This window comes from Rhizobium sp. P1_B8 (assembly GCF_056406515.1).
On sequence record NZ_JBFTZZ010000001.1, the window covers coordinates 259,595 to 272,632 of the forward strand.

At 60.4% G+C, this 13,038-nt stretch carries 10 protein-coding genes; 6 read left to right on the forward strand and 4 right to left on the reverse strand.

Annotated elements, in window-relative coordinates; translation table 11 throughout:
* Positions 1–88: 88 nt before the first annotated feature.
* On the reverse strand, positions 89–1,093 hold the full coding sequence (locus tag AC1D2N_RS01230; protein ID WP_130652887.1) for a LysR family transcriptional regulator: 1,005 nt from the start codon (positions 1,091–1,093) through the stop codon (positions 89–91).
* A gap of 270 nt (positions 1,094–1,363) precedes the next feature.
* Here AC1D2N_RS01230 and chvE point away from each other — a divergent pair, with 270 nt between their 5' ends.
* The 6 genes from chvE to araD all read left to right on the forward strand — a co-directional run bounded on the left by chvE (position 1,364) and on the right by araD (position 9,672).
* Complete coding sequence (gene chvE, locus AC1D2N_RS01235; protein WP_003561803.1) at positions 1,364–2,428, forward strand: multiple monosaccharide ABC transporter substrate-binding protein; 1,065 nt, start codon at positions 1,364–1,366, stop codon at positions 2,426–2,428.
* Between the two features lie 92 nt (positions 2,429–2,520).
* The gene (gene mmsA / locus AC1D2N_RS01240; protein ID WP_018243173.1) at positions 2,521–4,059 is read left to right on the forward strand and encodes a multiple monosaccharide ABC transporter ATP-binding protein; all 1,539 of its coding nucleotides are present in this window, start codon (positions 2,521–2,523) and stop codon (positions 4,057–4,059) included.
* Positions 4,056–5,267, forward strand: a complete 1,212-nt coding sequence (gene mmsB, locus AC1D2N_RS01245; RefSeq protein WP_018243172.1) for a multiple monosaccharide ABC transporter permease — start codon at positions 4,056–4,058, stop codon at positions 5,265–5,267. Before mmsA ends, mmsB begins: the two co-directional genes overlap by 4 nt.
* Before the next feature lie 106 nt (positions 5,268–5,373).
* Positions 5,374–6,369, forward strand: a complete 996-nt coding sequence (gene araD1, locus AC1D2N_RS01250) for an AraD1 family protein (protein ID WP_165403097.1) — start codon at positions 5,374–5,376, stop codon at positions 6,367–6,369.
* A 68-nt stretch (positions 6,370–6,437) separates the two neighbouring features.
* Positions 6,438–7,871: an aldehyde dehydrogenase family protein gene (locus AC1D2N_RS01255; RefSeq protein WP_130652885.1), complete on the forward strand. Its 1,434-nt coding sequence runs from the start codon at positions 6,438–6,440 to the stop codon at positions 7,869–7,871.
* A 61-nt stretch (positions 7,872–7,932) separates the two neighbouring features.
* Complete coding sequence (gene araD / locus AC1D2N_RS01260) at positions 7,933–9,672, forward strand: L-arabinonate dehydratase (protein ID WP_018243169.1); 1,740 nt, start codon at positions 7,933–7,935, stop codon at positions 9,670–9,672.
* Positions 9,673–9,840: 168 nt separating this feature from the next.
* Here araD and AC1D2N_RS01265 read toward each other — a convergent pair whose 3' ends face one another.
* From AC1D2N_RS01265 to AC1D2N_RS01275, 3 genes are read right to left on the reverse strand one after another with little or no spacing between them, the layout of a single operon-like run.
* Positions 9,841–10,665 carry a transglutaminase family protein gene (locus AC1D2N_RS01265; RefSeq protein WP_130652884.1) on the reverse strand — a complete coding sequence of 275 codons (825 nt, stop codon included), beginning with the start codon at positions 10,663–10,665 and terminating at the stop codon, positions 9,841–9,843.
* A gap of 12 nt (positions 10,666–10,677) precedes the next feature.
* Complete coding sequence (locus tag AC1D2N_RS01270) at positions 10,678–11,619, reverse strand: alpha-E domain-containing protein (protein ID WP_018446778.1); 942 nt, start codon at positions 11,617–11,619, stop codon at positions 10,678–10,680.
* The gene (locus AC1D2N_RS01275; RefSeq protein WP_018446777.1) at positions 11,619–13,028 is read right to left on the reverse strand and encodes a circularly permuted type 2 ATP-grasp protein; all 1,410 of its coding nucleotides are present in this window, start codon (positions 13,026–13,028) and stop codon (positions 11,619–11,621) included. The genes AC1D2N_RS01270 and AC1D2N_RS01275 overlap by 1 nt, the downstream gene beginning before the upstream one ends.
* Between the last annotated feature and the right edge of the window lie 10 nt (positions 13,029–13,038).

Below are 13,038 nucleotides of genomic sequence, written 5' to 3' on the forward strand. Positions count from 1 at the left end.
TGCGGACGCAAAACCGCTGCACACTTTTGCTGGAATTGCTCCAGGCGCATTAGAAGAGAGCAAGATGGCGCAGGGCTTGCGGGTGTCGTCAGCCGGCCTGCTTGCGGCTCTCCTCGAGGATGATGTCGTAGAGCAGCCTTGCGCTCGGCGGCAGCGCCCGCTCCCTCGCCGTGATCATGCTGTAGGGCTTGACGTTGATGTCGAAATCGATCGGCAGCATGCATACGTCCGAGGCATTCGAGCCTTGGCTGGCAAGGAACTGGGCGACGTCGACGGCGACCGGAGCGATCGCATCGGATTCGCAGATGATGGCGCAGGTCAGAAGCAGCGAGGAGGTGTTGACGATATTTTCCGGCAGCGCCACACCCTGCGACAGGAAAACGTCCTCGATCGTGCGGCGCAGCAGCGTGCCCGGCGGCTGGAACACCCAGTCATAATCCCTCACGTCGGAAAGGCTGCTGGCCTTTTGCTTCATGAGCGGATGGCAGCTGCGCACGATCAGGCAAGCCCGCTCGATGCCGATCTCCGTCACCTCGAACAGGCGCGGGTTGAGATCATCGGGAATGCGGCCGATGATGAAGTCATGGCGGGCGGCGAGCAGCTCGCGGGCAAGCACGTTGCTCGTCTCCACCTGGATGTTGATCTCGATGCCGGGATAGGCCTTGCGCACCTTGTTGATCGCCGGCACGACGAGGCTCATGGCCGGCGCCGTCACCGAGCCGATGAAGACCGAGCCGCCCTTGCCGCTTTTCAGTTCGCCGATCTCGCGGCTCGCCTCGCGCAGTTCCAAAAGGATCTTCCGGGCTCTCCGGGCAAGGGCTGCGCCGAAGGTCGTCAGCACCACGCCGCGGGCCACGCGCTCATAGAGCGATGTCTTGGTGATTGATTCCATTTCGGACAACATCCGCGATGCGGCGGGCTGCGAAATGTTCAGAACCTCCGCTGCGGCGGAAATCTGTCCGCTATCTTCGATTGCGACGATCATCCGCAGGTGATTCAACTTAAGTCCTGCACGCAAAAGGCTGTCATCGCCGAAATTATCGCTGTGGATATCGACGTGATCCATCGAAAATGGCTCAGAAATAACCGTCATGGTTGCAGCCTCCTCGCTGCGCTCCATCAAAAGTAATACTTTTTAACGATATACCAAAATTGTTATGCACGTTAGCACTTATTCTATTTGACAGTTATAGGAATCCATACCAGTTTGCCGCCGTGTGCTGGTTGGCACTCAACACGTGTGAGATCGTGGAGGAGACCTACTTCGTTTCTCACCATCTGAAGTAACTATCCAATACGGAACCTGCCACAGTTTCGGGGCGGGCGATTTTTCGTCCGCTGCTTATTAACAAGGGAGAGAGAAATGAAATCCATTATCTCATTGATGGCCGCGGCTGCCTTCGGCGTCGCTTCGTTCGTTGCACCGGCTCTGGCCGCGGATAAGGGCACTGTCGGTATTGCGATGCCGACCAAGGCTTCTGCCCGCTGGATCGACGACGGCAACAACATCGTCAAGCAGCTCCAGGCTGCCGGTTACGGCACTGACCTGCAGTATGGCGACGACGACATTCCGAACCAGCTTTCGCAGATCGAAAACATGGTCACCAAGGGTGCCAAGGTTCTCGTCATCGCTTCGATCGACGGCACGACGCTTTCTGACGTTCTCCAGAAGGCACACGACGCCGGCATCAAGGTCATTGCTTATGACCGTCTGATCCGCGATTCGGGCAACGTCGACTACTACGCGACGTTCGACAACTTCCAGGTCGGCGTTCTGCAGGCTGGCTCCATCGTTGACGGCCTCGGCCTCAAGGATGGCAAGGGCCCGTTCAACATCGAACTGTTCGGCGGCTCGCCTGACGACAACAACGCCTTCTTCTTCTACGATGGCGCAATGTCCGTTCTGCAGCCCTACATCGACAGCGGCAAGCTCGTCGTGAAGTCCGGCCAGACCGGCATGGACAAGGTCGGCACGCTGCGTTGGGATCCGGCAACGGCCCAGGCCCGCATGGACAACCTGCTCTCGGCCAACTACACCGACGCCAAGGTCGATGCCGTTCTGTCGCCTTACGACGGTCTGTCCATCGGTATCATCTCCTCGCTGAAGGGCGTTGGTTACGGTACTGCGGCTCAGCCGCTGCCGATCGTCACCGGTCAGGATGCTGAAATCCCGTCGGTCAAGTCGATCATCGCTGGCGAACAGCACTCGACGATCTTCAAGGACACCCGCGAACTCGCCAAGGTCACCGTTGCCATGGTCGATGCCGTGATGTCGGGCAAGGAGCCCGAGGTCAACGACACGAAGACCTACGACAACGGCGTCAAGGTCGTCCCGTCCTATCTGCTGAAGCCGGTTGCCGTCGACAAGACCAACTACAAGCAGATCCTCGTCGACAGCGGTTACTACTCTGAAGACAAGCTGAAGTAATGAGAAGGACCGGAGCCCGCGCTTGCGGGTTCCGGTCTTCGATTTTATGATCGCCCAGCCGCTTGACGGCTGCAGGCGCTGGAACTTTGACTATGGACAATACTATCCTCGAAATGCGGAGCATCACCAAGACGTTCCCGGGCGTCAAGGCGCTGGAGAATGTGAACCTCAAGGTTCGCCAGGGTGAGATCCACGCATTGGTGGGCGAAAACGGGGCTGGCAAATCGACCCTGATGAAAGTGCTATCAGGCGTCTATCCCACGGGAAGCTATGAAGGCGACATCGTCTATGAAGGCGAGACGCGCAACTTCAAGGTCCTGAAGGACTCCGAAGAAATCGGCATCGTCATCATTCACCAGGAACTGGCGCTCGTGCCGTTGCTGTCGATCGGCGAAAACATCTTCCTTGGCAACGAGAATGCCAAGAGCGGCGTCATCAGCTGGGACGAGACATTCAACCGCACCAAGCAGCTGCTGAAGAAAGTGGGCCTGTCCGAATCTCCGAACACGCTGGTCACCGATATCGGCGTCGGCAAGCAGCAGCTCGTCGAGATCGCCAAGGCGCTGTCGAAGAGCGTCAAGCTGCTCATCCTCGACGAGCCCACAGCCTCGCTCAATGAACGCGATTCCGATGCTCTCCTCAACCTGCTGATCGAGTTCCGCAAGCAGGGCATCACTTCGATCATCATTTCCCACAAGCTGAACGAGATCCGCAAGGTCGCCGACCAGATCACGGTCCTGCGCGACGGGATGACCGTCAAGACGCTCGACTGTCATGCGGACGAGATCAGCGAAGACATCATCATCCGCAACATGGTCGGTCGCGATCTCGAGGACCGCTATCCGCCGCGTTCGGTGCCGATCGGCGAAACCATTCTCGAAGTGAAGAACTGGAACGCCTATCACCAGCAGCACCGCGACCGTCAGGTCCTGCACAATATCAACGTCACCGTCCGCAAGGGCGAAGTCGTCGGTATCGCTGGCCTGATGGGGGCAGGGCGCACCGAATTCGCCATGAGCCTCTTCGGCAAGGCCTATGGCCACAAGGTTTCGGGCGAGGCGCTGATGCACGGCAAGCCGGTCGACGTCAGCACCGTGCGCAAGGCGATCGATGCAGGTCTCGCTTACGTTACCGAAGACCGCAAGCAGCTCGGTCTCGTGCTCAACGATACGATCCTGCACAACACGACGCTCGTCAATTTGAAGGCGGTGTCGAATGCGTCCGTAATCGACAGCGTCAAGGAATCGAGGGTTGCAACCGACTATCGGTCGAAGTTGCGCATCCGTTCCTCCAGCATCTTCCAGGAGGCGGTCAATCTTTCCGGCGGCAACCAGCAGAAGGTGGTGCTGTCGAAGTGGCTGTTCTCGGATCCCGATATTTTGATCCTCGACGAGCCGACGCGCGGCATCGATGTTGGCGCAAAATACGAAATCTATACTATCATCAACCAGCTTGCCGCCGATGGAAAGGGCGTTCTGATGATCTCGTCGGAAATGCCCGAACTGCTCGGTACGTGTGACCGCATCTACGTGATGAACGAAGGACGCATCGTCGCGGAACTGCCGAAGGGAGAAGCAAGCCAGGAAACCATCATGCGCGCTATCATGCGCTCAGGGGAGAAGAAACAATGACGCCGATCAATCAACCCATCGCTGAGCAGGGGCGTGTCGTCTCCGTCGGAGACTACGTTCGCGGCAACATCCGCGAATACGGCATGTTTATCGCGCTCATCGCGATTATGGTGTTCTTCCAGTTCTCGACCGGTGGCGTTCTCTTCAGGCCGCTCAACCTGACAAACATCATTCTGCAGAACTCGTTCATCGTCATCATGGCGCTCGGCATGCTACTGGTGATCGTCGCCGGCCATATCGACCTTTCGGTTGGGTCCGTCGTCGGCTTTATCGGCGCTATCGCCGGCGTCATGACGGTGCAATGGCACACCAACTATGTCCTGGCGGGTATCGTATGTCTGGCCATGGGTGCGCTTGTCGGCGGCATCCAGGGCTATTTCGTCGCTTATCACAAGATCCCGTCCTTCATTGTCACGCTGGCCGGCATGCTGGTCTTCCGCGGCCTGACGCTGTTCGTGATGACGGCATCGGGGACCGGCACCAGCATCGGTCCTTTCCCGCCGGCTTTCCAGCTGATCAGCATCGGCTTCCTGCCGAACGCTTTCGATATGGGCGGCATCAACTCGACCTCGATCATTCTGACCGTTGTCGGCGCCGTAACCCTGTTCTATCTGGCATGGCGCAAGCGCCTATCGAATGAAAAGCATGGCAATGACGTCGAGCCGCTGGGCTTTTTCCTCGTCCAGAACGCCCTCGTCACCCTCGCCATTCTGGCGCTCGGCTACCAGCTGTCGATCTATCGTGGCTTCCCGAATGTGCTGATGGTCATGCTCGTTCTGGTGGCTGCCTATGCCTTCATTACCCGCCGCACGACGATCGGCCGCCGCATCTACGCCATGGGCGGCAATGAGAAGGCGACGAAGCTTTCCGGTATCAACACCGAGCGGCTGACCTTCCTGACCTTCGCAAACATGGGCCTGCTTGCCGGACTGGCCGGACTGATCGTTGCCCTGCGTCTCAATTCGGCGACGGCCAAGGGCGGCTTCGGTCTTGAACTCGACGTGATTGCGGCCTGCTTCATCGGCGGCGCATCCGCCCAGGGCGGCGTCGGCAAGGTGACCGGCGCTGTTATCGGCGCTCTGATCATGGGCATCATGAACAACGGCATGTCGATCCATGGTCTCGGCACCGACTCGCAGCAGATGGTCAAGGGTGCGGTGCTTCTCGCTGCCGTGTTCTTCGACGTTTACAATAAGAACAAGGGCTGAGCTTAGCTCGGCACCCGCATCGCAGTCATAAGAAACCTGAATTCCGGCTCCGCATGGAGCCGGAGAGGCGTAGCTGTGCCATCGCCAAAGGAAAAGGATGAGTAACGTGCTTATTTCACAGATCAAGGGTGCAAACGGAGAGATCATCGTCGCCGTGCGCGAGGCGGGCGGCGCTGCCAGGTCGATCAAGAATGCCGTCAGCGTCTATGCGCTGGCGATGGAAGCCGCAGACGGCGGCAAGTCGCTTGCCTCGGTCATCGAAGCGCATGGCTACGGCGATGCCGTCGATCTTGAGAAGGCCTATGCGGACGGCCGCTTCCTGCCGCCGATCACCCATCCTGACGCGGCCCACCTGCATCTGACCGGCACCGGCCTGACGCATTTGGGATCGGCGGCAACGCGCGATTCGATGCACAAGAAGACCACCGAAGCCGCCGAGGAAACCCTCACGGACTCGATGAAGATGTTCAAGATGGGCCTCGAGAACGGCAAGCCGAAGGCCGGCGAAAAGGGCGTCCAGCCCGAATGGTTCTACAAGGGCAACGGCTATGGCGCCGCAGCCCCCGGCGCGCCGCTCATCTCGCCCTCCTTCGCGCTCGACGGCGGCGAAGAGCCTGAAATGGCTGGCATTTACGTGATCGCCAAGGACGGCACGCCGTTCCGCATCGGCTTTGCACTGTCGAACGAGTTTTCGGACCACGTCACCGAGCGGATCAACTATCTCTTTCTGGCCCACTCAAAATTGCGCCCGGCCGCCTATGGTCCGGAAATCCGCGTCGGCGCGGCGCCGGACGATATTCGCGGCACCTCGCGCATCAAGCGCGGCGACAAGGTGATTTTCGAAAAGCCGTTCCTGTCCGGCGAGGCGAACATGTCGCACACCTTCGCCAATCTGGAATATCACCACTTCAAATACGGCCTCTTCCGTGTTCCGGGCGATGTTCACGTCCATATGTTCGGCACGGCGACCCTTTCCTTTGCCGATGGCGTCAAGACGGAAGAGGGCGATGTCTTCGAGATCGAAGTCGCCGATTTCGGCCTGTCGCTCCGTAATCCGCTCAAGATAGCCGCCGAGGAAGAGATCGCCGTCAGGCAGCTCTGAATTCAAGGCCTGGCCGCATTGGCGGCCGGATCTTTGCTCGTAAACGGTAAAGGAGGCTTGTTAAGCCCATGACCATTTATCAAAATCTGATCGCCGGCGAATGGGTCGGCTCGAACGCGACGAAGAACATCAATCCGTCGGATACGAATGAGGTCGTCGGCCTCTATGCCGACGGCAGCGCTGATGACACGAGAAACGCCATCGCTGCGGCCAAGGCCGCTTTCCCGGCCTGGTCGCGTTCGGGCATCTGGGAGCGCCACGTCATCCTGAAGAAGGCCGGCGACGAGATCATGGCGCGCAAGGACGAGCTCGGGGCGTTGCTTGCCCGCGAAGAAGGCAAGACCCTGCCGGAAGCCACCGGTGAGGTTATCCGCGCTTCGCAGATTTTCGAATTCTTTGCCGGTGAGGCGCTGAGGCTCGCCGGCGAGGTCCTGCCGTCGGTTCGTCCGAATATCGGCATCGAGATCACCCGCGAGGCTCTCGGCGTCATCGGCATCATCACGCCGTGGAATTTCCCGATCGCCATTCCCGCCTGGAAGATCGCGCCGGCGCTCTGCTACGGCAACACCATCGTCTTCAAGCCGGCCGAACTGGTGCCCGCCTGTTCCTGGGCGATCGTCGATATCCTGCATCGCGCCGGCCTGCCGAAGGGCGTGCTGAACCTCGTCATGGGCAAGGGTTCGGTCGTCGGCCAGGCCATGCTCGAAAGCGCCGACGTTCACGGCATCACCTTCACCGGTTCCACCGGCACCGGCAGGCGCGTTGCCGCTGCCTCCATCGAGCATAACCGCAAGTTCCAGCTGGAAATGGGCGGCAAGAACCCGATGGTCGTGCTCGACGATGCCGATCTCAACGTCGCCGTCGAGGCAGCCGCCAATTCCGGCTTCTTCTCTACAGGCCAGCGCTGCACCGCGTCATCGCGCCTTATCGTCACCGAGGGCATCCACGACAAGTTCGTCGCGGCGCTGACCGACAAGCTGAAGACGCTCGTCGTCGACAACGCCTTGAAGGCCGGCACCCATATCGGCCCCGTCGTCGATGAGCGGCAGCTGAAGACCGATACCGACTATATCGAGATCGGCAGAAAAGAAGGCGCGAAACTCGCCTTCGGCGGCGAGGTGATCGCCCGCGAAACGCCCGGCTTCTATCTGCAGCCGACGCTGTTTACCGAAGCGACCAACCAGATGCGGATCTCGCGCGAGGAGATCTTCGGGCCTGTTGTGTCGGTGATCCGGGTCAAGGATTACGACGAGGCGCTGGCGACGGCCAACGACACGCCGTTCGGGCTCTCTGCCGGCATCGCGACGACGAGCCTGAAACATGCGACGCATTTCAAGCGCAATTCCGAGGCCGGCATGGTGATGGTCAACCTGCCGACCGCCGGCGTCGATTTCCACGTTCCCTTCGGCGGCCGCAAGGGCTCGTCCTACGGCCCGCGCGAGCAGGGCAAGTACGCCGCCGAATTCTACACAACCGTCAAGACCGCCTACACGCTGGCTTGAGACAAATGCGATGAACCGGGCCGTACGAGGCGGTCCGGCGATATCCCGAAGGATAGAGACGATGAAAAAGAAAGCGGAATGGCCGCGCAAGCTGAGGTCGCAGGAATGGTACGGCGGTACGAGCCGCGACGTGATCTATCACCGCGGCTGGCTTAAGAACCAGGGTTATCCGCACGACCTGTTCGACGGGCGGCCGGTGATCGGCATCCTCAACACCTGGTCGGATATGACCCCGTGCAACGGGCATCTCAGAGAGCTCGCTGAAAAGGTGAAGGCGGGCGTATGGGAGGCCGGCGGCTTCCCGCTTGAGGTGCCGGTGTTCTCGGCATCCGAAAACACCTTCCGCCCGACGGCGATGATGTACCGCAATCTTGCTGCGCTCGCGGTGGAAGAGGCAATTCGCGGCCAGCCGATGGATGGCTGCGTATTGTTGGTCGGCTGCGACAAGACCACGCCGTCGCTTATCATGGGGGCGGCTTCCTGCGACCTGCCTTCGATCGTCGTCACCGGCGGGCCGATGTTGAACGGCTATTTCCGCGGCGAACGGGTCGGCTCGGGCACGCATCTGTGGAAGTTTTCCGAAATGGTGAAGGCCGGCGAGATGACGCAGGCCGAATTCCTCGAGGCGGAAGCCTCGATGAGCCGTTCGTCGGGCACCTGCAACACCATGGGCACCGCCTCCACCATGGCTTCCATGGCCGAGGCGCTCGGCATGGCTCTCTCCGGCAACGCCGCGATCCCGGGCGTCGATTCCCGCCGCAAGGTCATGGCGCAGCTTACCGGCCGGCGTATCGTGCAGATGGTCAAGGACGACCTGAAGCCCTCCGAGATCATGACGAAGCAGGCCTTCGAGAATGCCATCCGCACCAACGCGGCCATCGGCGGATCGACCAATGCCGTCATCCACCTGCTCGCCATCGCCGGCCGTGTCGGCATCGATCTTTCGCTTGACGACTGGGACCGCTGTGGCCGTGACGTCCCGACCATCGTCAACCTGATGCCGTCGGGCAAGTACCTGATGGAGGAGTTCTTCTATGCCGGCGGCCTGCCGGTGGTGCTGAAGCGCCTCGGCGAGGCGGGTCTCCTGCACAAGGATGCGCTGACGGTATCCGGCGAGACCGTCTGGGACGAGGTCAAGGACGTCGTCAACTGGAACGAAGACGTTATCCTGCCGGCCGAAAAGGCGCTGACAGCTTCGGGCGGCATCGTCGTGCTGCGCGGCAACCTCGCGCCGAAGGGCGCGGTGTTGAAGCCTTCAGCGGCTTCGCCGCATCTGCTGGTGCACCGGGGCAGGGCTGTTGTTTTCGAGGACATCGACGACTACAAGGCCAAGATCAACGACGATAACCTCGACATCGACGAAACCTGCATCATGGTCATGAAGAACTGTGGGCCGAAGGGCTATCCCGGGATGGCCGAGGTCGGCAATATGGGGCTGCCGCCGAAGGTGCTCAAGAAAGGCATCCTCGACATGGTGCGCATTTCCGACGCTCGTATGTCCGGAACGGCCTACGGTACCGTCGTGCTGCACACCTCGCCGGAAGCGGCGGTTGGCGGGCCGCTCGCGGTTGTGAAAAACGGCGACATGATCGAGCTTGATGTGCCGAACCGTCGCCTGCATCTCGACATTTCCGAGGAAGAACTGGCGCGGCGGCTCGCCGAGTGGCAGCCGAACCATGATCTGCCCACATCCGGCTATGCCTTCCTGCATCAGCAGCATGTCGAAGGGGCCGATACCGGCGCCGACCTCGACTTCCTCAAGGGATGTCGCGGAAATGCGGTTGGCAAGGACAGCCACTAGTCGGGTTATCCAAGATTGGAAAAGGCGGGGCATCACCCCGCCTCTTTCTTGTCTGCCGGTTTTCTCGCCTGATGGCGATCAGGCGTTCGAGACCGCGATGTGACGATCTTCATCGGCGCCATGTTCGAAGAGTGCGCGGATCGCCGGCCATTTGTCTTTGCGGTCGGCTCAACTCTGGCTCTGGCTTTGCATCTGTCCGCCGTCCTCGACCTTCACGGTAACCGACAGCGTTTCGCCCGGCGTGCCGATGCGCATGCCTGAAATCGGCGCGGCGTCGCGATAGCAGAGGCCGGAGGCGACTCTGATGTAGCGCGCGTCCGGGCAAATCTCGTTCGCGGGATCGAACCCGACCCAGCCGAGGCCGGGAATATGGGCCTCGGCCCATGCATGGGTCGCAGCCTGTTCGATCTTTTCCTCCATCATCAGATAACCGGAGATGTAACGCGCCGGTACCTGCAAGGCGCGGGCGGCGGCAATGAAAATATGCGCATGGTCCTGGCAGACGCCGCTCTTCTTCTCCAACGCCTGTTCGGCGGTCGTCTCGGTGTTGCTGGTGCCCGGCTTGTAGTCGACCGTTTCGTGGATTGCGGCCATTAGCGCGTGCATGCGGGCGAGCTCGTTATCGCCACCGACGCCCTTGATCAGTTCCTTGACCAACTTGCCGCCCTTGGTCAGCGGCGTGTCGCGCAGGAAGAGCCAAAGCGGGCAGAAGCCGGCATGCGGGCCGGTGACGCCGTTATTGTCCTCCGTCTCGACCTCGCCTTCGGCGAGGATGCGCGTCACATCCTGCTCGCCTTCCAGCGAGACCAGATTGACGTGATTGCCGTACTGGTCGTCATATTCCACTTCGGGCGTGGCGCCCTCGACGTTCAGTGCCCAGCCGAGCACTTTCTGAGCGGGGCTCGTCGGCGGCGTTAGCCGCAGCCTCTGTAGCGAGAACTGCGTCGGTCCGTCGTAGCGGTATTCGGTGAGGTGGCTGATCTTCAGTCTCATGTTGTTATCCGCTTATACATAGAACCGGTAGCCGTCGGAAATTTCCGCGCCGAGCTTGTTGTTGCGCGAGACGAAATCCTCCAGGAATTCGTGCAGGCCCTGATCCATGATATCCCGGATCGCTCTCGTCTGCAGTGTCTTGCGGATCGCATCCGCGGTATCGTGGGCAGGGAGCCGCTCCTCGTAATCCTGGGCGAGATAGCCGAGATTGCTGACGATCTTCTCGTAGCAATAGGCAAGCGAGCGCGGCATCTGGACATTGAGGGTCAGGAAGTCGGCGATGTTCATCGCCCGGTATTCGCCGTCATAGGCCCAGCTATAGGCGCGGTGGGCGGAGACCGAGCGCAGGATCGATTCCCACTGCACATTGTCGAGAGAGGAGCCGACGGCCGAGACCGAGGGTAGCAGCACGTAGTATTTCACGTCGAGGATGCGGCTGGTATTGTCGGCCCGCTCGATGAAGGTGCCGATGCGGGCAAAATTATAGAGCTCGTTGCGCAGTGTCGAGCCATGGAAGGCACCGCGGATGAGGCCCGCGCGGCGCTTGATGACATCGATCACCTCTGGCATTTCGGCCGCCTTGACGCGCTTTTCGAGCAGCGACTTCAAGTCGATCCAGCATTCGTTGGTGGCTTCCCAGGTCTCCCGCGTCAGCGCGGTGCGCACCATGCGGGCATTGTTGCGGCCGGACTCGATGCAGGACATGACGCTTGATGGATTGGCGCGATCGCGCAGCAGATAGTCGATCGCGTCGGCATTCGTCAGCTTCGTGTGGCCCTCGTCATATGCCTCGCGCACCCCAGCGCTTTGCAGCACGCCATCCCAATTGTCATCGCCTGCGCTGCTGCGGGTGAGCGACATGCGCAGCCCAGCATCGACGAGGCGGGCGATATTTTCGGCGCGCTCGATGTAACGGAACATCCAGTATAGGCCGTTTGCGGTTCTTCCGAGCATCAGTCCTCCAATACCCAGGTGTCTTTGGTGCCGCCGCCCTGGCTGGAATTGACCACCAGCGAGCCCTGCTTCAGCGCCACGCGGGTGAGACCACCCGGAATGATCTGAACCTTGTCGGATACAAGCACATAGGGGCGAAGGTCGACATGGCGCGGCGCGATGCCCTTGTTGACGAGGATCGGCACAGTGGAGAGCGACAGCGTCGGCTGAGCGATGTAATTGTTCGGCTTGGCCTTCAGCTTCTCGGCGAAATCGGCGCGCTCCTTCTTCGATGCCGTCGGGCCGACCAGCATGCCGTAGCCGCCGGAGCCGTGCACCTCCTTGACCACCAGCTCTTCCAGATGCTCCAGCACATATTTCAGGCTATCGGCTTCCGAACAGCGCCAGGTCGGCACGTTTTCGAGCAGCGCCTTGCGGCCGGTATAGAATTCGACGATCTCGGGCATATAGGAGTAGATCGCCTTATCGTCGCAAATGCCGGTGCCCGGCGCATTGGCGATGGTGATGTTTCCGGAGCGGTAGACATCCATGATGCCGGGAATGCCGAGCGCGGAATCGGCCCGGAAAGTCAGGGGATCGAGGAAGTCGTCGTCGACGCGGCGGTAGAGCACGTCGATCGCTTCGTAACCGCGTGTCGTCCTCATCTTCACCTTGCCGTCGATGACGCGCAGATCCGAGCCTTCGACCAGTTCGACGCCCATCATGTCGGCGAGGAAGGAATGCTCGTAATAGGCGGAGTTGTAAATGCCCGGCGTCAGCACGGCGACGCGCGGCTTGCCCTTGCAGCCAGGAGGGGCGAGCGAGGCGAGGCTCTGACGCAGCAGATAGGGGTAATCCTCGACACGCTGCACCTTGTTCTCATGAAAGAGTTCAGGGAACATCTGCATCATGGTTTCCCGGTTTTCCAGCATGTAGCTGACACCGGAGGGCGTGCGGGCATTATCCTCCAGCACGTAAAACTGGTCCTCTCCGGTGCGCACGATGTCGGTGCCGACGATGTGCGTATAGACGCCGCCGGGCGGCCGGAAACCGATCATTTCGGGGATGAAGGTGACGTTGTTCTCGATCAGTTCACGCGGAACGCGGCCGGCGCGGATGATCTCCTGCTTATGGTAGATATCGTCCAGAAAGGCGTTAAGCGCGATCACCCGCTGCTCGATACCTTGGGCGAGCTTGCGCCATTCGCGAGCGGAGATGATGCGGGGAATGATGTCGAAGGGGATGAGTTTTTCGGAACTGTCGGCGTGGCCGTAGACCGCGAACGTGATGCCGGTCTTCCGGAAGATGTTTTCCGCATCGCGTGACTTGGATATCAGATGCGCCCGGTCTTGGCTGTTGTACCACTCGAAGTATTTTTCATAAGGCGCGCGAGGACTTTCGTCCCCGGTAATCATTTCGTCAAATGCCAAAGGCTCGGCT